The organism is Flavobacterium sp. T50_26, from assembly GCF_057652995.1.
The window spans coordinates 13692-34560 of the sequence record NZ_JBYFCC010000030.1; the positions used below are offsets into that span (position 1 = coordinate 13692).

General features: G+C 34.4%; 19 protein-coding genes. 7 read left to right on the forward strand and 12 right to left on the reverse strand.

Features of this window, described 5'->3' with window-relative positions:
• Together AC23MC_RS14745 and AC23MC_RS14750 are read left to right on the forward strand one after the other, a co-directional pair.
• A complete protein-coding gene (locus AC23MC_RS14745; protein WP_487569127.1) occupies window positions 1-1347 on the forward strand; it encodes an HlyD family secretion protein in 1347 nt (448 codons plus the stop codon).
• A gap of 7 nt (window positions 1348-1354) precedes the next feature.
• A complete protein-coding gene (locus tag AC23MC_RS14750; RefSeq protein ID WP_487569126.1) occupies window positions 1355-2755 on the forward strand; it encodes a TolC family protein in 1401 nt (466 codons plus the stop codon).
• Between the two features lie 235 nt (window positions 2756-2990).
• On the opposite strand, the gene AC23MC_RS14755 is transcribed toward AC23MC_RS14750, so the two are convergent.
• Window positions 2991-4277: an acetyl-CoA hydrolase/transferase family protein gene (locus tag AC23MC_RS14755; protein ID WP_487569125.1), complete on the reverse strand. Its 1287-nt coding sequence runs from the start codon at window positions 4275-4277 to the stop codon at window positions 2991-2993.
• Between the two features lie 269 nt (window positions 4278-4546).
• Between AC23MC_RS14755 and map the strand changes: the two genes are divergently transcribed.
• Together map and AC23MC_RS14765 are read left to right on the forward strand one after the other, a co-directional pair.
• Window positions 4547-5359, forward strand: coding sequence for a type I methionyl aminopeptidase (map, locus tag AC23MC_RS14760; RefSeq protein WP_487569124.1), 813 nt, complete (start codon window positions 4547-4549; stop codon window positions 5357-5359).
• 118 nt (window positions 5360-5477) lie between these two features.
• Entirely contained in the window at window positions 5478-6245 is a 768-nt protein-coding gene (locus AC23MC_RS14765; RefSeq protein WP_487569123.1) for a class I SAM-dependent methyltransferase, read from the forward strand.
• Between the two features lie 67 nt (window positions 6246-6312).
• Here the strand turns inward: AC23MC_RS14765 and AC23MC_RS14770 are convergent, their stop codons facing one another.
• The 11 genes from AC23MC_RS14770 to AC23MC_RS14820 form a co-directional block, all read right to left on the reverse strand.
• Complete coding sequence (locus AC23MC_RS14770) at window positions 6313-9120, reverse strand: M16 family metallopeptidase (protein ID WP_487569122.1); 2808 nt, start codon at window positions 9118-9120, stop codon at window positions 6313-6315.
• Between the two features lie 93 nt (window positions 9121-9213).
• Window positions 9214-10257, reverse strand: coding sequence for an FAD:protein FMN transferase (locus tag AC23MC_RS14775; RefSeq protein ID WP_487569121.1), 1044 nt, complete (start codon window positions 10255-10257; stop codon window positions 9214-9216).
• Window positions 10211-10576, reverse strand: coding sequence for a Na(+)-translocating NADH-quinone reductase subunit F (locus AC23MC_RS14780; protein ID WP_487569120.1), 366 nt, complete (start codon window positions 10574-10576; stop codon window positions 10211-10213). Before AC23MC_RS14780 ends, AC23MC_RS14775 begins: the two co-directional genes overlap by 47 nt.
• 82 nt (window positions 10577-10658) lie before the next feature.
• On the reverse strand, window positions 10659-11075 hold the full coding sequence (locus tag AC23MC_RS14785) for an SH3 domain-containing protein (RefSeq protein WP_487569119.1): 417 nt from the start codon (window positions 11073-11075) through the stop codon (window positions 10659-10661).
• 8 nt (window positions 11076-11083) lie between these two features.
• Window positions 11084-11419, reverse strand: a complete 336-nt coding sequence (locus AC23MC_RS14790) for a hypothetical protein (RefSeq protein ID WP_487569118.1) — start codon at window positions 11417-11419, stop codon at window positions 11084-11086.
• Window positions 11420-11541: 122 nt separating this feature from the next.
• The gene (gene nqrF / locus AC23MC_RS14795) at window positions 11542-12837 is read right to left on the reverse strand and encodes an NADH:ubiquinone reductase (Na(+)-transporting) subunit F (protein ID WP_487569117.1); all 1296 of its coding nucleotides are present in this window, start codon (window positions 12835-12837) and stop codon (window positions 11542-11544) included.
• A gap of 16 nt (window positions 12838-12853) precedes the next feature.
• Window positions 12854-13471, reverse strand: a complete 618-nt coding sequence (nqrE, locus tag AC23MC_RS14800; RefSeq protein ID WP_487569116.1) for an NADH:ubiquinone reductase (Na(+)-transporting) subunit E — start codon at window positions 13469-13471, stop codon at window positions 12854-12856.
• A 30-nt stretch (window positions 13472-13501) separates the two neighbouring features.
• Complete coding sequence (locus AC23MC_RS14805) at window positions 13502-14176, reverse strand: NADH:ubiquinone reductase (Na(+)-transporting) subunit D (RefSeq protein WP_487569115.1); 675 nt, start codon at window positions 14174-14176, stop codon at window positions 13502-13504.
• A 5-nt stretch (window positions 14177-14181) separates the two neighbouring features.
• A complete protein-coding gene (locus AC23MC_RS14810; protein WP_487569114.1) occupies window positions 14182-14901 on the reverse strand; it encodes a Na(+)-translocating NADH-quinone reductase subunit C in 720 nt (239 codons plus the stop codon).
• A gap of 2 nt (window positions 14902-14903) precedes the next feature.
• Window positions 14904-16061 carry an NADH:ubiquinone reductase (Na(+)-transporting) subunit B gene (locus tag AC23MC_RS14815; RefSeq protein ID WP_487569113.1) on the reverse strand — a complete coding sequence of 386 codons (1158 nt, stop codon included), beginning with the start codon at window positions 16059-16061 and terminating at the stop codon, window positions 14904-14906.
• 11 nt (window positions 16062-16072) lie between these two features.
• Entirely contained in the window at window positions 16073-17422 is a 1350-nt protein-coding gene (locus AC23MC_RS14820) for a Na(+)-translocating NADH-quinone reductase subunit A (RefSeq protein WP_487569112.1), read from the reverse strand.
• 379 nt (window positions 17423-17801) lie between these two features.
• On the opposite strand from AC23MC_RS14820, the gene AC23MC_RS14825 reads away from it, so the two are divergent.
• The 3 genes from AC23MC_RS14825 to apaG are packed head-to-tail and all read left to right on the forward strand — an operon-like array spanning window position 17802 to window position 20576.
• Entirely contained in the window at window positions 17802-19052 is a 1251-nt protein-coding gene (locus AC23MC_RS14825) for a type IX secretion system plug protein (protein ID WP_487569110.1), read from the forward strand.
• A 3-nt stretch (window positions 19053-19055) separates the two neighbouring features.
• Window positions 19056-20186 carry a DUF3667 domain-containing protein gene (locus AC23MC_RS14830; RefSeq protein WP_487569109.1) on the forward strand — a complete coding sequence of 377 codons (1131 nt, stop codon included), beginning with the start codon at window positions 19056-19058 and terminating at the stop codon, window positions 20184-20186.
• A gap of 3 nt (window positions 20187-20189) precedes the next feature.
• Window positions 20190-20576 (forward strand): Co2+/Mg2+ efflux protein ApaG, encoded by a 387-nt coding sequence (gene apaG, locus AC23MC_RS14835; protein WP_291092184.1) that lies wholly within the window; start codon window positions 20190-20192, stop codon window positions 20574-20576.
• Window positions 20577-20869: the final 293 nt, after the last annotated feature.

Genomic DNA, 20869 nt, shown 5'->3' on the forward strand with positions numbered 1-20869 from the left:
ATGCTGAATATCGCTAAAAATAATATCAACGAAAAAGTAAATCTAACTCGATTTAAAACCATTAATAAATTGAGTGAAAGACGCTATTTTAAGACGTTTAATCGCATTTTAATGTGGTTTTTCATCGTGTGTTTTCTATTTGTTCTTTTACCTTGGACACAAAACATTCAAGGAACCGGTTTTGTTACCACAATTTCGCCGGAGCAACGCCCGCAAACCATTCACACGGCAATTGCAGGTAGAATTGAAAAATGGTATGTTGCAGAAGGTCAATATGTAAACAAAGGCGACACGATTTTATTTATTTCAGAGGTTAAAGAAGATTATTTCGACCCAAATTTGGTTGATAATACCGAAAATCAAATGAAGGCGAAAATGCTTTCGGAAGAATCCTATGAAGGAAAAGCCAACTCACTTTCTTCACAAATTGCGGCTATTGAACGCGAACGAATACTAAAATTAGAACAAGCCAGAAACAAAATTGAACAGTCACATTTAAAGGTAAAAAGTGATAGTATGGATTTGGAAGCTGTAAAAACCCAACTTAAAATTGCTCAAACCCAGTTTAAACGTTCACAAGATTTAAACAAAGAAGGTTTAAAACCAATGACCGATGTGGAAGATAAACGTTTGAAATTGCAAGATTCTGAAGCAAAAATCATCACACAGCAAAATAAATTATTAACCGCCAGAAACGAATTAATCAATGCAAAAGTTGAAATTAATCGAATCACGGCTGAATATACCGATAAAATCTCGAAAGCTCAAAGCGAACGATTCACGGCGTTAAGCAGTCAATTTGATACGGAAGCACAAGTGAATAAATTGCAAAATCAAGTAACCAATTATAAAATGCGGAACGAACTTTACTACATCAAAGCTCCGCAAAACGGCTATGTGAACCGTGCTTTACAATCCGGACTTGGTGAAATGATTAAAGAAGGAACGCCAGTTGTAAGCATTATGCCATCAAAATATGATATTGCGGTTGAAACGTATATTCAACCTATCGATATGCCGTTAATTCACAAAGGTGAAAAAGTGCGAGTTTGGTTTGATGGTTGGCCAACTATTGTTTTTAGCGGTTGGCCCAATTCTTCCTACGGAACATTTGGTGGCGAAATTATTGCTGTCGAAAATTTTATTAGTGTGAATGGAAAATACCGCGTTTTAATTGCTCAAGATCCAAACGATAAACCGTGGCCAAAAGAACTCAACATTGGTGCCGGTGCTCAAACATTTGCTTTGTTAGACAATGTTCCGATTTGGTATGAATTATGGCGAAAATTAAACGGATTTCCACCGAATTTTTACACTCCTACCCAAACCACAGAAACTAAAAAATAGGTATTTGATGAAAAGAATTTTGCCAATATTACTGTTTTTTTCAGCTATTTCGTGGTCGCAAAATAGTGCAACGGATTCTATTTTGACGTTGGATGCTTATTTGGGTTATGTTAAACAATTTCATCCGTTGGTCAAGCAAGCCAACTTAGAAGTTAGCCAGGCACAAGCCGGAATTATTGCCGCTCGTGGCGGATTTGATCCAAAAATTGAAGTGGATTATGAAAACAAACAATTCAAATCGACGGAATATTACGATTTATTGAATGCTACGTTCAAAATTCCAACGTGGTACGGAATTGAAATTAAAGCCGGATTTGATCAAATGGAAGGTGTGTATTTGAATCCACAAAATACTACTCCTGCAAATGGTTTGGCTATGGCCGGAATTTCGATCCCGATTGGTCAAGGTTTACTCATTAATAACCGAATGGCCGATTTGAAAAAAGCAAAAATATATTCCAATTTATCACAAGCCGAACGAGATTTGGAAGTTGCTAATGTACTTTATACCGCAGCTAATGGCTATTTTAATTGGTATAGAAGCTATAATGAATACAAATTATATGAAACTTTTTTAAAAAATTCCGAAGAACGTTTTAATGGAATAAAAGGATTAATTTCTGCGGGAGACCGACCAGCAATTGATAGTATTGAAGCAGGAATTTTGGTGAAATCCAGAAAATTAAGCTTAGAACAATCACGTTTAAAATTGCTTAAATCGAAACTGGAATTATCCAACTTTTTATGGTTTGAAAACAACCTTCCGTTAGAATTGCAAGACAGAATTTCTCCCGAAAGCGAATTGGAAAAAAAGGTTGAAAATACATTAAAAACAAACGGATTGTTGCTAGCCGATATCGATTTTCAAAATCATCCAAAGATTCGATCGTTACAAAATAAAGTTTCAATTCTGGAGGTTGATAAACGATTAAAAGGTGATTTATTGAAACCAACAATTAATTTGAATTACAATTATTTATCAGAACCGGAATTTGTGAGGGATTTTAATACGGTAAATTACAAGTACGGGATAAACTTTAGTTTTCCTTTATTTTTAAGAAAAGAAAGAGGAAATTTTAAAATTGCCAAATTCAAATTGCAAGATGCCGAATTAGATTTACAATTAGAAAACCAAGTACTCAAAAATAAAATTGATTATCAGTTAGAAGAAATCAAATCACTAAAAAATCAAATTCAAATTGCAAATGAATTGGTAGATAATTTTAAAACGATGCTTGATGCAGAAGAAAGAATGTTTTTTTATGGAGAAAGTTCTTTATTTTTAATCAACTCCAGAGAAAACAGTTTATTGAGCACAAGTTTGCAACAAATTGATACACAAGTTAAGTTTTGTGTTTCAAATGCCGACTTGTTTAAAATAATTGCTAACCCGCAGTTTAATGAATAATTTTATACTTTGATGGTTGGATAATTAGAAGTTTAAAAGTGAGCGATTAAAAATAAACTAAAGTCCAAAACTTTTAAGATTTTGTGTCATTTCGACGAAGGAGAAATCACATAAAGTTATTCAGATTATGAGATTCCTCCTTCGTCGGAATGACAACTTTGTGGAGAAAAAACGACTTACATTACTGCAAGTCGCCTTTTAAACCTTTAAACTTTTAAACTTTTTAAACCTAAATTCAACAAATTACCTTTTTAATCTCCATCATTTCATAGTAGGCCTTTTCTATCCATTCGCGGTGGTTTGGGTGTGCAATTTTGACCATTTCTGCCACACGCTGTTTCAAGGTTTTTCCATAAAGATTGGCAATTCCGTATTCGGTAATGATGTATTGCACATGCGAACGAGTGGTTACAACACCTGCTCCTTGTTTTAAAAACGGTACAATTCTACTTTCACCTCTTTTTGTTTGTGAAGGAAGTGCAATAATTGCCTTACCGCCAACGCTTAACGAAGCTCCTCGCATAAAATCCATTTGTCCTCCTACTCCGGAATACATTCTTCCTCCAATGGAGTCCGCACAAACTTGTCCGGTTACATCTACTTCTATGGCTGAGTTAATGGCGACCATTTTCGGGTTTTTACGAATTCTTGCTGTATCATTCACGGCCGAAGATTCCTTCATCTCGATAAATGAATTATCATCAACAAAATCATATAAACGCCGTGATCCCATTAAAAAAGTGGCCAAAACACGCCCGCGAGTTGTTCCTTTAAAGTTACAATTTATGACGTCTTTTTCAATTAAGTCAATCACACCATCTGAGAACATCTCGGTATGCAATCCTAAATCTTTGTGATTGCCTAATTTGCTCAATGCAGCATTTGGAATAGATCCAATTCCCATTTGAAGCGTGCTTCTATCGTCGATTAAGGAAGCGACATATTCTCCTATTTTTTCTTCTTCGGGTGTAAATGTTTCAATATCGTGTGTGTAAATAGTTTCATTTACTTCTACTAAATAATCAATTTCTGATTCGTGCAGAATTCCATCGCCAAAAGTTCTTGGCATTTGCGGATTAACTTGTGCAATCACAATTTTTGCATTTTCGATAGCAGCCACGGAAGCTTCTACGGAAACACCCAAAGAGCAATAACCATGTCTATCCGGTGGTGAAACGTGTATAAAAACAACATCTAACGGCAATACATTTTTTCGAAACAAATTAGGTAATTCACTTAAAAAAACAGGTGTATAAGACCCATTTCCGGCTTTAAGTGTATGACGAACATTAGCTCCAAGAAAAAAAGAATTGACGTGAAAACTTGCTGCTAATTCCGGATTTGCATACGGTGCTTCTCCCTCCGTGTGAAGATGACAAATTTCTACATTTTTTAGTTCAGATGCTCGTTGGGTTAATGCTTTGGTTAAAACGGTAGGTGCTGCAGCTGCGGCCTGAACATAGACCCTATCGCCTGACTTTACAACTTGAACTGCTTGTTCTGCGGTGACATATTTACTCATATTTCCTAAATTTTAAACAAAGATAAGGGTGATTTATTGTTTAAAAACTGATATTTCTCATTGTTTTTGGGTTTTTTAGCCCCGGTAGTAGCGGAAAGCCTTTTGCAGGATTGTGGCAGTTTTTCTTAGCAAAAAAAAGCGACTGAAAGAAGCTCTTTTTTGATTTAGAAAAACGCCACAAGACAAAAAAGCTTGTAGCGGATGACGGGATATTGCTACTTATAAAAAAAATAAAAAAAAGTGTACCTTTGAGCCTTTAAATTTTGACTATGATTATTCCAAAAACCCGAGAGGAAATTGAGTTAATGCGTGCCAGTTCTTTATTGGTTTCGAAAACGCTTGGTATGATTGCAAAGGAGATTAAGCCCGGTGTAACAACACTTTATTTAGACAAATTGGCGGAAGAATTTATTCGTGATAATGGTGGTGTTCCTGCATTTTTGGGTTTGTATGATTTTCCTAATTCGTTGTGCATGAGTCCGAATGCTCAGGTGGTTCATGGGATTCCGAACAATAAACCGTTGGAAAGTGGTGATGTAATTTCGGTAGATTGTGGTGTTTTGATGAATGAATTTTATGGTGATCACGCGTATTCTTTTGAGATTGGCGATGTGGCTCCGGAAACAAAACGATTATTAAAGATTACGAAGGAATCATTATATGTTGGTATTCGCCAATTTAAGGCCGGAAATCGTGTTGAAGATGTGGGAAATGCGATTCAAACGTATTGCGAATCAAATGGTTATAGCGTTGTGCGTGAATTAGTTGGTCACGGTTTAGGCCGAAAAATGCACGAAGATCCGGAAATGCCGAATTATGGTAAACGCGGTCGCGGAAAATTGTTTGTAGAAGGTATGGTGGTTGCGATTGAGCCGATGATTAATATGGGAACAAAAAACATCAAACAGTTGAAAGACGGATGGACGATTTTGACGGCTGATATGAAGCCAAGTGCTCATTTTGAGCACAATGTGGCATTGATTGATGGAAAACCCGAGCTGCTTTCTACGTTTCAATATGTGTATGATGCGTTGGGGATTGTGAGTGATGAGGAGAAGGAGTTTAGAAAGAAACCGCTATAAACCTCCCCCCGACCCCCTCCAAAGGAGGGGGAGACTAGACGTTGAAAATTATTCTGTGATAAGAGTTTAAAATGACATACTTATTTTCTAAGATTAAATAAGTATCTGTACTATATCAATGAAAAAAGCTTTTAAATTCATATTAAATACTATTCCGAGACCGATTCTTATAAGGTTGAGTTATGTGGCGAGACCTATTTTGGCGTTTTTGTTGAAAGGGAATCGGTTTACAGACCCAATTGATGGAAAGAGTTTCAAGATGTTTTTGCCTTACGGATATGGAAAACAACGCAATAATGTTTTGTCTCCAAGTACACTTTCGTTGGAAAGACATCGGTTGTTATGGTTGTATTTGAATAATGAGACCGATTTTTTTACAGCTCCAAAAAAAGTATTGCATTTTGCTCCTGAACAGGCATTTTACAAACGTTTTAGAAATCAAAAGAATTTAGAGTATACAACAACTGATTTATTTTCGCCTTTGGCGGATGTGAAAGCGGATATTTGTAATCTTCCGTTTGAAGATAATTCGTATGATGTGATTTTGTGTAATCATGTTTTGGAGCATATTCCGGATGACACAAAAGCCATGAAGGAATTGTATCGCGTTTTAAAACCGGGTGGCATGGGGATTTTTCAGATTCCGCAGGATTTGTCAAGAGAAATAACTTTTTCAGATGATTCGATTACGGATGAAAAAGAACGTGCAAAAATTTTTGGCCAATATGATCACGTTCGGGTATATGGCAGGGATTATTTTGACAAATTGAGAAGTATAGGATTTACTGTTGTTGAAGAAGATTATACTTCTAAAATTTCACCTGAATTGGTGGAGAAATATTGTTTGGCAAAAGGAGAGATTATTCCGGTTTGTTTTAAAAATTAGATTTTTAAATATACAAAACCCACGGTTGAAACCGTGGGCTAGTAAATATAATCATATAATTTTTAAATTATTCTTCCGGCATTAACATGGCCACAACCTTATCTTTTGAAAGGTATTTTTTTGCCACAGCCTGAATATCTTTTGCAGTAACTGCATCTATTTTTTGTTCCACTTGTAGAATTTCATCTGCTGAAACTCCATACGTAAATGAACGCGTTAAATAAGACATCCAATAATTATTTTGTTTAATTTTTTCTTTATAATCTAATTTTTCGGCTTCTTTAAACTTGTTCAAGTCTTTTTCATCCGGACCATTTTCGATGATTTTGTTTAATTCTCTCAAGGCAGATTGTGCTAATGTTTCTGCATTCTCAGGTCCGCAAGGGAAATTGATTGTGAAATTATAACTTCCGTTTGGCACTTTATTCATGCTTCCTCTGGCATTGGCACCGTAAACACCGCTTTCATTTTCTCTAAGTTCTTCAATTAAATTGATGGTTAGAACTTCTCCGGCAGCTCTTAACGCTAACGCTTCTTTTGCATCGTAGGTACAATCGCCATAGAACATGATATTCACAGTACTTTTTGGATCTTTCCCTTTGTTGACTACTTTTTTCAAGTCGCCTTTCAACATTCTGTAGCCTAAATCAACCGCTTTTTCAGTTGTTCCGCTGGATGGCAATGAAGCTAAATATTGACTTGCAAATTCTTCTAATTTTTGATCGTCGATGTTCCCGACAAAATAGAAATGGAAGTCGGCTGCATTAGCAAAACGTTCTTTGTATTTTTTATATGCTAATTCGTAATCTGTTTTTTCCCAAGCGGCATCATCCGGAATAATTCCTTTGAAACGCGGGTTATTTTGATTTAAATACGTATATAATTCATTTTGAAAATGCATCGTTGGCATAGCTTTCATATTAGCCATAAAACCGTTTTGTTTGATTTTATAACTTTCAAAAGCTTCTTTATCCATATTCAAATCAGTAAAATAAGCATAAACTGTTTGAAAAAGATATTCCAAATCTTTCGGTGCTGCTGAACCTCTAAAACCTTCTTGCGTTCCTCCAACATACGGATTAACTCTAGCGATTTTACCGGTCATGAATTTATTAATGTCGTTTAATTTCATGCCTGAGAAACCGGCTTCAGTAAGTCCGCCCATCGCCCATTGCACTTTTTCGTATTCTTCGTTACCAATTAAATTTGATCCTCCAAAACTTAAAGCTTCAAAAAGAATTTCATCGTTTTTAAAGTCTGTTTTTTTGTAAGTTACTTTAGCTCCATTTGATAATGTTAATGTAGTAGTTCCAATTTTATCATTGGTTTCCTTTTTTGTAACTGACCCTTTTTTAACGGGAATACGCAATAAACTTTCAGCTACAGCTTCATCAACATAAGCAGTGATAGAAGCTTTATCAACTTTAATTGAATTTAAAACTTCTTGTTCGGTTGGTTTAACCATACCTTCTTTTTCGGGTCCGGTTAAAATAATTACTCTGTTATCTTCTTTAATATAGCCGCTAATTAATTTATTGGTTTCTTCCACCGAAATAGCTGGCAATAGTTTTTGCATGGTTTTAAAAGTCCACTCTATGCCCGGAACCGGATCATTTTGTAGAAAATTACCTTGGTATTCCCATACATAATTTTCTGATTCTGTTTTATCTCTTTCGTTGTATTGTTGTTCGATTTGCGATAAAAATTCAGTTTTAGCTCTTTCTAATTCACCAGCTGTAAAACCAAAAGCTTTTACTCTTTCATTTTCTTCAACTAGAATTTTTAAAGCTTCTAATTGCTTGTCTTGAGGTACCATCGCGAAAGATTGGAATGCTTTTTTTGTTTTAGCATACGTTCCTCCATAATACGAATAACCGTAAGTGAAAGGTGGGTTTGGAGAATTTCTCTTTTCTTCTAAACGATTGTTTAGCATTGTGGCAAACAAACCGATGGTTAGTTCTTCCTTCATATCGCCAATTGTTTTAACCACTTTTGGCTCTTCATAATCTTTATAAAGCAATTGCACTTGCGTGAACGCCGCTTCGGGATCACTTTCTACAGCAACAAATGTTTCTTTATGATTTGGAACATCAAATTTAGCTCTTGGACGTTCTTTTTTAGGATTTTTATATTTAGAAAAATGAGCGATAATTTTTTTCTCCATTTCAGCTACGTCAATATCACCAACAACGATTACGCTCATCAAGTTTGGTCTGTACCAATCTTTGTAGAAATTAACCACTTTATCATAAGTAAAGTTTTCCAATATTTCTTTTTGACCGATAGGAAGACGTTTTGCATAATGTGAATTATACATCATTTTTGGCATAAATCGACCCATCATTCTTTTGTCTGCACCCAAACCAATTCTATATTCTTCTAAAACAACACCTCTTTCTTTGTCAATTTCTTGCGGAGTTAACGTTGTATTGAATGCCCAATCTTCAATGATTTGAAAACCTTTTTCCAATTTTTCAGGATCATCAGATGGAATTGGTAAAAAATAAACAGTTTCATCGAAACTTGTGTAAGCATTCAAATGCTGACCAAATTTTACACCAATGCTTTGTAAATAATCTACTAATTCATTTTTTGGAAAGTTTTTAGTTCCGTTGAAACACATGTGCTCCATAAAGTGAGCTAAACCTTGTTGATCATCATTTTCAAGAATAGAACCGGCATTGATAACAAGTCTAAGATCAACTTTGTTTTCCGGTTTTGCATTCTTTTTGATGTAATAGGTTAATCCGTTTTTTAATTTTCCGGTTTTCACTGAAGGATCCATCGGAATCGGACTGTCAAGTTTTAGTTGTTGAGCAAACACCAAGGAGGGTAAAGCCAACAAAAACAAGAATAGTTTGTTTAGTTTTTTCATATAAAAATATTTAATGGTTTGTAAATCTAGAAGTATAACTTCAAATGTTAAAACTTATTATATTTTCTTTAACGAAAAAACCTACTTTTAGAATCATTCTAAAATAAGTGACTGAAAATTAGAAGATTTGAATTGCTGGATTTTATTCTTTTCATCTGTATAAATTATCAAAACATACAAATCAGATCTTTTTTGAAGTAATTTTTGAATGCTTTCCATATCCATAATCATAAAAGCTGTTGCAAAACCGTCTGCATCTATACATCTAGGGGCTAAAACAGTTGCACTTAGCATTGAACTTTTTTGAGAAAGTCCGGTTATAGGATTAATTATGTGAACATATTTTTGTCCTGTTAAGCTGTCAATTTTAACTTTTCGATAATTTCCTGATGTTGCCATGCCTAAATTTTCTAATTTAATTTTAGCGATAAGCGTTCGTTCTTCCGGTTTTTGAGTTGGATCATCAATACCGATTACCCAATTTTTGTTTTCTATAGTATTTTTTCCAAAGGCAAAAATTTCTCCACCAATTTCTACAATACCGTTTTGTATGTTTTTTGATTTTAAATAATTAGCCACAATATCAACAGAATAACCTTGTGCAATAGCATTAAAATCAAAATAAGTTTTATTGAATTTTTTTGAAATGGTTCTATTTTCATTCAATTTAACTTTATCAAAACCTACGAATTGCAATAAACTATCAATTTTGGATGGATTTAAATCGATTTTTTCTTTGCTAGGTCCAAATCCGTAAGCATTCACTAAAACACCAATAGTTGGATCGAAAAGTCCATTTGTTTCAGCGTAAATTTGTTGTGATGTTTTGAACGTTTCTATAAAAAAATCATCAACAATTTGTGCAGAATCTCCTTCATTGATTTTGGAAATTTTGGAATCCGGTCGATATGTTGAAAGCGACATATCAAAAGCGAGCAAAAGAGAATCGATGCTTTGTTTGGAGATTATTTCGCTTTTACTGATATATTTTACCGCATAGGTGCTTCCTTGAGCTTCTCCTTGTATAATAAAAATTTTCTCTGTTTCTTGCTTTTCACAAGAAAATAGCACTAAAACAAAAACGCATAAACTAACTAATTTCTTTAATTCCATTGTAATTGATAATATAATCTTCATTTTTTGTAACTGGTTTTTCATAATCTAAGGCGTTGGCAATTCCGACTCCGGCGTAAAGCACTTTGGCTTTTAATTTTTGTGCGTGTTTTTTAAATGTTTCCATCCAAAGCACATCATAATCATCCGGATTTTCTGGGTATGTATAAACGGTTACCAAAACAAAATGCAACGTATTGGTTGGTTTGTCAACACAAACAAATTGCGGGTGTCGCTTGAGTTGACTATTCACTGCAATGAACTCAAATCCTTGGCTTTCGAGTTCTTTACCCACGTAATTCATTGCAATGTTGTGGAGGTCTTGATCTGATAAAATTTCCATTTGGCAAAGGTAAGTTAATAATTGAATAACATAAAAAAACCGACTCATTTCTGAATCGGTTTACTAAAATTATAAATAAAAATTATGCTCTCAAATACCTTGCGTAGGCATAACCTTCTTCGCCGTCTTTGGTTCTAATTTTCCACCATTCATCAGATGATTGTTCGACTAACGTAACGACTTCACCTTTTGCGGCTTTGCCTACAATTGATCCTTCTGTTGAGGCTTCCTTTCTTATATTTAAGTTACTATTTTCAGTATCAATAACTAAAGAAGTACCAGGAGCTAAACCAGCAACTTGAACATCAACATTAATATCACTAGCTGAAAAATTTGGGTCAATTAACCCTAATACATCCCAAACAGCATCTTTTGATTTGCTATAAGCAGTAGTTCCTGAAACATAAAGAATTCCGGCTTGTTCTACTACTTGCAAATTAGCAATTCCCGCAGATTGAGCAGCTGCTACAACGCTTGCGTATTTATTTGATAATGTCATAGCTTGAATTAATTAGTATAGTTATAATTTACTTTACCAACTTTCAAAGCATCAATAGACATTTTGATTGTTCTGGCTTGGTCGGGAGTAACTTTACCGGAGATGGTAAGTTCACCATTGACAACTTCTGCTTTTACGTTAGGAAAATCCTTTAAAGCATCGTTTACTTTCTGTACAACTTCGGGAGCAACTGCAGAAACAGTTTCAACCGCAATAGGTTCTACTGGAGTTGGTTCTACAACTTCTACAGGTGTTTCGGATGAAACAGGCTCTTCTGCTGCTTTCTTTTTACAAGAAACAACAGCTGCAGCCACCAAAAGTGATAAGGCTGCGGTTTTAATCATTTTTTTCATAAATAAAAATTAAGTGTGTATATATAGTAACAAATTTATGATAAAAAACTTTACTAAAAACAAAAAAACCGATTCATTTCTGAATCGGTTTTTTTTGATTATTTTAAATAGGATTATCCTCCAAAATCATCAAATCTAATGTTTTCAGGATCTAGACCGAAGTCTTCGCCCATTTTTTGAACAGCTTTGTTCATCATTGGCGGTCCACAGAAGTACAATTCTATATCTTCCGGATTTTCGTGTTTAGATAAATAATTATCAATAACTACGTTATGAATAAATCCTACGAAACCATCACCTTCACCATTAACACCTTCTTTAACTTTCCAATTATCTTCGGGAAGTGGTTCAGAAAGAGCTAAATAAAACTTGAAGTTAGGAAAATCTTTTTCCAAAGCTCTAAAATGATCTGTATAGAACAACTCACGTTTAGAACGACCACCATACCAATAGGTAACTTTTCTTCCAGATTTTACTGTTCTGAAAAGGTGGTATAAATGTGAACGCATAGGGGCCATTCCGGCACCACCACCTACATATAACATTTCTGCTTCAGACTCGTTAATAAAGAACTCTCCATAAGGACCAGAAACGACTACAGGATCACCAGCTTTTCTTGAAAAGATATAAGAAGATGCAATTCCGGGATTCACTTTTGCCCAGCCGTTACTATTTCTATCCCATGGCGGAGTTGCGACACGAACGTTCAACATAATTTTTCTTCCTTCCGCCGGGTAAGATGCCATAGAATAAGCTCTTTCAACAAGCTCATCATTTTTCATTACCAAAGGCCAAAGATTAAATTTATCCCATTCTGCCTTAAATTTCTCAGGTTCACCAGGATGTTCAACTGGATGAGCTGTTATATCAATATCAGAATATTTAATTTCGCATTTAGGAATTTCGATTTGAATATACCCTCCTGCTTCATAATGCATATCTTCAGGTAATTCTACAATAAATTCTTTGATAAACGAAGCAACATTATAGTTTGAATACACTTTTGCTTCAAATTTTTTGATACCAAAAACTTCTTCTGGAACTTCGATAACCATATCATTTTTCACTTTCACCTGACAGCCTAATCGCCATCCTTTTGCGATTTCTTTTCTTGTAAAATGCGGTTCCTCTGTTGGAAGAATTGATCCTCCACCATTTGTAACAATACATTTACATTGGATACATGTTCCTCCTCCACCACAGGCAGATGGAAGGAAAATTTTGCTGTTACCAAGTGTTGTAAGTAGTGTATTTCCTGATTCTACTTCTATTTCGTTTTCTCCGTTAATTTTTATTTTAACTGGCCCTGACGGCAGTAATTTTGCTTTAGCTCCTAACAATATTCCTACTAAAAGAAAAACTACTAAAAGAAAAACTACTACACTGGCTATAATAACTGAATACTCCATTTTTATCTGTGTAAAATTATATTTTAATTCCCATAAAACTCATAAACGCAATAGCCATCAAACCTGTAATTAGGAATGTAATTCCTAATCCACGTAAGGGAGCCGGCACGTGCGAATACGCTATTTTTTCTCTAATAGCTGCAATTGCTAAAATGGCTAAAAACCATCCCACACCTGAACCAACACCGTAAGTAACTGCTTCTGAAAGCGTTCCAAAATCTTTTTGTTGCATAAACAAAGATCCTCCAAGGATAGCACAGTTTACAGCAATTAATGGAAGGAAAATACCTAGTGCCCCATAAAGAGCGGGTGCAAATTTTTCAACAATCATTTCAACCAACTGAACCATAGAGGCAATAACAGCTATAAACATGATAAAGCTCAAAAAACTTAAATCATAAGCCGCATACTCTTCTCCTAACCAAGATAATGCTCCTGGTTTCAATAAAAAGTTATCTAATAAATAATTGACCGGAATTGTAATAGCTTGAACAAATACTACTGCTACACCTAATCCAACGGCTGTTTTTACCGTTTTTGATACCGCTAAATAGGAACACATCCCTAAGAAGTAGGCAAAAATCATATTTTCTATGAAAATACTTTTTACAAATAAACTAGCTAATTCTTGCATTGTTATAAATTTTAAATAGCGAGGCTATGATTAGTGTTTTTCGATTAATTTTCTGTTTTTTGATCGTTGTAACCAGATAATGATACCAACCACAATTAATGCCATCGGCGACAATAGCATTAAACCGTTGTTTTCATAACCTAATGCATATAGTCCGGTAGATTCAGCTAACGTTACACCTTTATGACCTAAAACTTCAATTCCGAAAAGTTTTCCTGAACCGAGTAATTCTCTAAAGAAAGCTACAACAATTAATAAAAGACCATAACCGGCCCCATTACCAACACCATCTAAAAATGATCGCCATGGTTTATTTGCTAAAGCGAAAGCTTCCAAACGCCCCATTACAATACAGTTTGTAATAATCAAACCTACGAATACTGAAAGTTGTTTACTAACATCATATGAATAGGCCTTTAATACTTGGTCTACTAAAATTACTAATGCAGCAACTACGACTAATTGAACGATAATACGAATTCGATTTGGAATTAAATTCCTTAAAAGAGAAATAATAACATTACTGAATGCTGTAACAACAGTTACAGAAATAGCCATTACAATTGCTGGTTTTAACTGAACAGTAATTGCTAATGCAGAACAAACTCCTAATACTTGAACCGTAATTGGATTGTTGTCATTTAAAGGATCAGACAACAAAAATCTATTTTTCTTTGAAAACAAAGCTTCTTTTTCTTCTGACATAATTTCTATTTATTTAAAGCTAATTTTTTCTGATTAGCAAAATAATTCTTATAGTTTGATAGTCTTTCTTTAATCATATTTGTAACTCCATCACCTGTGATTGTGGCCCCGGAAATTGCATCGACTTTATTGTCATCTTTGGATTGATCGGTATTTCCTTTTGCTACCGCTACACCAACTATTTCACCTGATTGATTCATTATCTTTTCGCCTACAAAACGATCTTGAAACCATTTTTGAGTAATTTCTGCTCCTAGTCCTGGTGTTTCACCTTTATGATCAAACACAGTTCCTTTGATAGTGTTTAAATCTTCTTCTAAAGCTACATAACCCCAAATGGCATCCCATAAACCTGCTCCTCGTAATGGAACGATATAGAATTTTTTACCATCTTGCTCTGCTACATATAATGGAAAGCGTTGTTCTTCAACACTTTTAGACAACTCACTTTTCAAATCAATATCAAAAGCCTTAGCTGATTCGTCAACTGTACCATCAACTTTTAATGCTAATTGTTCTTTAATTACTGATGTAAATTGATTTGGAGCCTGTTCTCTTTCAACTACAACACCAACCGAAGCTAAAATGTTTTGCATTTTTTCCTTCTTTACATTCTCATCTTGCAAATCTTTTAATGATGTAGCTGCAAAAGCTAATAACGCCCCTACAACAACAACCATTATTGCAGCAAATAAAAACGTATATCCGTTACTATTTCTATCCATGATTACGCAGTTTTTAATTGTTTAGCAACTCTTTTCTTTCTTCTCTTGATGTTTCCTTCCACAACATAATGGTCTATTGTTGGTGCAAAAACATTTAGCAATAATATGGCTAACATCACTCCTTCCGGATAAGCCGGATTGAATACTCTTATCAAAATACTGAATAAACCGATTAAGAAACCATAAATCCATTTCCCTCTATTGGTTTGAGCAGCAGAAACAGGGTCGGTTGCCATAAATACAATTCCGAAAGCCAAACCACCAACTAATAAGTGTAACATTCCAAAATCCATTAACGGATTTGCTCCCCACAAAGAGAATAAGAAAGCGGTGAACGCAGCTCCTAAGAAACCACTTACAATGATTCTCCAACTACCTACTCCTGTGATTACTAAAATAGCAGCACCAACTAAAATCCATAGTACAGATGTTTCAGAAATTGATCCCGGAATTGTTCCCATGAACATGTCCATTGCTGAATAATCTGCATAAACTTCTTTTCCGGCAGCTAACTTCCCTAAAATTGTTTCTCCTGAAATTGCATCGGTTGTAGTGGCATCTGAAACCCAAACTTTATCTCCTGACATGTACGTTGGATAAGCAAAGAATGCGAATGCTCTTGCTGTTAATGCAGGGTTTAAGATATTCATTCCGGTTCCACCAAAAGCTTCTTTACCGATAATTACGGCAAATACAACAGATAATGCCAACATCCATAATGGCAAATCGATTGGCATAATCATTGGAATTAATAATCCGGTTACTAAATATCCTTCATTTACTTCATGACCTCTAACGATGGCAAAGTAGAATTCAATTCCTAATCCAACACCGTAAGAAACGGCGATCATTGGTAATACTTTCCACATTCCGTGAATCAAAGCATCCATAAACGGAACTACATCTTGAATTTGTGACAAACTTTGGTAACCTGCATTCCAAGTTCCAAAAATTAATGCAGGAACTAAAGCTAAAACCACTGTAATCATGGTTCGCTTTAAATCAACAGCATCTCTAATATGAGCTCCATGCTTTGTGGTATGATTAGGCACATATAAAAAAGTGTCTAATGCATTTACTGCCGGAGCGAATTTTTCAAATTTCTCACCTTTTCCAAAAGGTTTTTTAATTTGATCTATTTTATCTCTTAAAAACTTCATAGTTATTTGTTTTATCCTACTTCGTTAATCATTAAATCTAAAGCCTCTCTGATGATAACTTGTGCCTCCAATTTTGAAGTATTTGAATAGTCTATCAAGGCAAAATCCTCGGGTGCAACTTCATAAATACCTAAATTTTCCATTTTTTCAATATCATTTGCCATACACGCTTTTAGGAGTTGCATAGGATAAATATCGATTGGCATTACTTTTTCCATTTCACCGGTTACAACCAAAGCTCGTTCTTCACCATTTAAATTGGTATCTGCTTTGTATTTTTTTCCCGGCATTAAAAAGGATAAGGCAGTACGTTGCATACTGTGTTTGTTTGCTCCTGCAAAAGGCATCCAGCCAAACATACGGTATTGATTTCCTTCAGGAATTACAGTTACTGTGTTTGCATAATAACCTAAATTTCCATCTTTAGAAACTTTATCTCCGGTTAAAACATCTCCGGAAATGATTCTAACATTATCCGAAGCTAATTTTCCCGAAACAATATCTTTGATTTGAGCTCCAATTTTAACTGTGTAGTAGTGCGGATTTGAAACTTCTGAACCAGACAAGGCAATAGTTTTTGTTGCCTCAAATTTTCCGGTTAAAAATAAATCCCCGATAATTGCAACATCTTGTGGAGCAACCACCCAAACTCTATCTCCGGCATTAATTGGGTCTATTTTTGAAATTTGAACACCAACATTTCCAGCAGGGTGCGGACCAAAGACCTTGTGTAATTCTACACCAGAAACAGAACTAAAAATTGAATTTCCTTTTCCGTTTACTGAGAGATGTACTTTTCCTGTTGTTAGTTTTGATAATGCAGTAACTCCGGCTTGAAAGGAAGCTAGTTTATCTTTTAGTGCAACTTCTACATCAGATGATAGTGGTGCAGAACTGTAGGCAGAAATAAAAATAGATTTTGGGGTGTCTGCAGAATTTGCCACAACATCATACGGACGCTGTTTGATAAAAGGCCAACAACCTGAAGCCAATAAATGAGCTTTTACCTGGTCGCCAGACATTTCACTCAGATTCTTCGCACCATGCTCTACAAAAACATCTTGAGCATCTGCTTGAATTCTGATTTCCAAAATAACTCTTTTTTCGCCTCTTCTAATTTCGATAATTTTTCCGCTAACGGGAGAAACAAACTTTACAGCTTCGTCGATTTTTGAATAGAAAACCACCTCTCCTGCTTTAACTTCGGCTCCTTCTTTAAGCACCAACTTTGGCGTAACTTTATGAAAGTCAGAAGGTTTTATGGAATAAACTTGAGAACGTGATACAGAAGACACATTTGATTGTGCTTCGCCAACAAGTTTCAAATCTAACCCTTTCTTGATTCGAATGTCTTTGGACATATTTTATGAAGATATGATTAGTAAATAGTTTACATAATTTTAAACGGTGCAAATTTAAAAATTAAATAACAATTGAGCGACATGATTAACAAATGTCTAATCGATTTTCATTTATTTATATTAATTCTAAATAATGATTTGGTTTTCAATTGAAATGGTTCGCTTTTAATGAATTCCTTCTTAGCCCTGATTGAAGCCAATAGCTTTTTGTTCTGGTGTTCAGAACAAAAACTATGGCGAAAAGAAGGAACATGGTTGGCTGAAAATGCCCGAACCTTTCGCTTCAAAAAAATTTAAAAATATTCTATCGTAAAATTATGTGGCATCTTTTATGTTAGCAAATAAATAGTATATTTACCTTTTGATTAAAATTTCTCTCATGCGAAACCTTTTTTTACTCGTTTTTTGTTTTGTTAGTTGTGTTTCTATGGCTCAAGCTGAACAAGAAATTGCTCCGCCTTATAACATTAAAACCGCTACGTTTATTCAGAATAACATTAATGCGATTCCGATTTTTAGGTTGGGTGATTCGTTTGAATTTGTTTTTGATGATTTATATGGCGATGAAGCAAATTATTATTACACCATCACACATTGTGATTATAATTGGACAAAATCGCAGTTGAATTTGAACGAATATATTGTTGGTTTAGACAATCAACGTATTATGGATTATGAAAATTCGTTTAACACGTTGCAGTTGTATTCGCATTATAGAGTTTCGTTTCCAAATCAGTTTACAAAAGGTTTTAAGGTGAGTGGAAATTATATGTTAAAGATCATGAATAACAATCAGGAAGTGGTTTTTACTCGCAAATTTATTATTTATGAAGATTTGGTTTCGGTGCCAATGCAGGTGAAAAGTGCTCGTGATGTGCGGGTTTTGAATCAGAAACACAATTTAGAATTTTCGATTTTGCCAAACAATATGTTGCTGCAGAATCCGATACAGAACATTAAAATTATGTTATTGAAAAACGGTATTTGGAACACCGCCATTACTAATGTTAAACCGATGTTTACATTAGGGAATGATTTGATTTATAAATACGATAAAGAAACCCAGTTTTGGGCCGGAAATGAGTTTTTGTTTTATGAAAACAAAGACATTCGAAATGCTGTGAACAACGTTCGTTTTATTGAACTTAAAGGAATTTATAACACTTATTTAATGCCAAATTCTACTCGAGGAAATTTGGAGTATACGTATTTTCCTGATTACAACGGAAACTTCCTTATTAACAATGTTGGTGCCCGAGAAAATGTTAATGTTGAAGCAGATTATTCGTGGGTGTTTTTTACGTTGAGTGCTCCGACTTATTATGGCAAAAAAGATATTTATGTAACCGGAATGTTCAATAATTACGCTCTGACTCCGGAATATAAAATGGATTATAACAAGGAAAAAGGTATTTATGAAAAAGCCATGATTGTCAAACAAGGTTTTACCAATTATGAATATACATTAGCCGATTCTAATGGAAGAGTGGATTTTGAAAACGCATTAGACGGCAACTTTTTTCAAACGGAAAATAATTATTTTTGTGTAGTTTATTACCGTGCAAACAACGATCGTTTTGACCGCGTAATCGGAAAAGGAATGGCAAGTTCGGTTGATATTATCAAATAATATATGTCTGAATCTACAAGAGAAATTAAAAACTACCGCGGATTAAAATGCTTAAATTGCAATCATCCGCTAGACATTTCAGATAAATTTTGCCCCAATTGCGGACAAAAAAACACCACAAAAAGACTTAGTCTGAAAGACTTTGTGGATGAGTTTTTGGCTAATTTTTATGCCTATGATTCTAAGGTAAAAAACACTATTGTGAAACTTTTTACCAAACCCGGAAAAGCTGCAAAAGAATTTATAGACGGAAAACGACAAACATATGCCAATCCGTTTCGGTTTTATTTGAGTGTTTCGCTAATTTATTTTATTTTTAGTGGATTAGTTACCAAATTTAGTGATGAAACAATTGTTGATTTAGACCAAAGTATTATTAAAAAAAGTGAAGAAAAAAACGAAGAAAAAAAACAAGAAAAAGATTCAATAAAAACAACTAACGATCAACTCGATTTAAACGACCCGAATTCTCCCGTTCAAATAAACCTTGGAAATGTTAAAATAAAAAAAGACACAGTAAAAAAGCAAAAATTTTATACAGAAAAACAAATTGCAGGTTTTGGTTTTTTTAAAAGAACGTCTCGAAAAGTTCAAACATATGCCAATTTTTTTGATCATTCTAAAACAACAGATCCAACAAAAATTTTAGACACGCTAAAACATGAAAAATCGAAATGGAATTTATATTTACTCAAAAAAACCTATCAAACAAGAAAATTCAATGATGAAGATGGATCAGGAACATTAGGGATAGAAAAGTTTGGTGAATATATAGAAGAAAAAGCTCCCTTCATTCTATTTGTCTCATTACCGTTCCTTACCATCGTTTTTGCTATTATTTATTACCGAAAAAAATTGTCCTACGCAGAACACATGGTTTTTGTTTTCAATTTTATGAGTTTTGTGTTTCTACTCATCTTTGCCGAAGAAATTATATCTTTGATAGTAAATGCAGATTTAACATGGTTATTCATTTTTATCTTCCCCATTTACTTCTACAAAGCTTTAAGAAATTTTTATCAACAAAGTAGGTGGAAAACAATATTAAAATTTGTAATTTTGAGCTTTCTATTACCAACAACTGCTTCATTTGTAGCACTTTTTGTTTTGTTTATAGGGTTTTTGTTATATTAAATTATGGTTTCACAAATAACAAGAGGCATAAAAATTTCAGTTACTACTAGTTTTGAAGGCACTTACTTCAAGAACTACAAGCTTCATTTTGCCTTTAGTTACCACATTACCATCGAAAATCATAGCAAAGATTCCGTACAATTAATGTCACGTCATTGGGAAATTTTTGACTCACTCAACCATAAAGAAATCGTTGATGGCGAAGGAGTTATCGGCAAAAAACCCGTCCTAAAACCCGGCGAAAGTCACACCTATAGTTCCGGTTGTTTATTGTCTTCGCCGTTTGGAGCCATGCGAGGTCATTTTAATATGATTAATTTCACGTCAACCCGCAATTTCAGAGTCATTGTACCTACTTTCAAGTTAGGAGCACCATTTGCTTTAAATTAATTTCCAGAAGCTATTTCCCGCTTTCCGTTACAAGCTTTTTTGTCTTGTTGCTTTTTTCTATGGCAAAAAAGTAGCTCCCAAGGTCGCTCTTTTTCACCAAGAAAAAATGCAACAATCCTGCAAAAGGCTTTCCACTTCTATCGGGGCTAGGCGAGAGTGCTAACAATTCCCTAAAATACAAACAGGGTTATCAAAAATTCAAAAAAACCTTTGTACTTTTGTGTTCCATTACATAATTCACACAGAAAGAATTATATAATTACCAAAATGTCTAATAATCAAACAACACACTT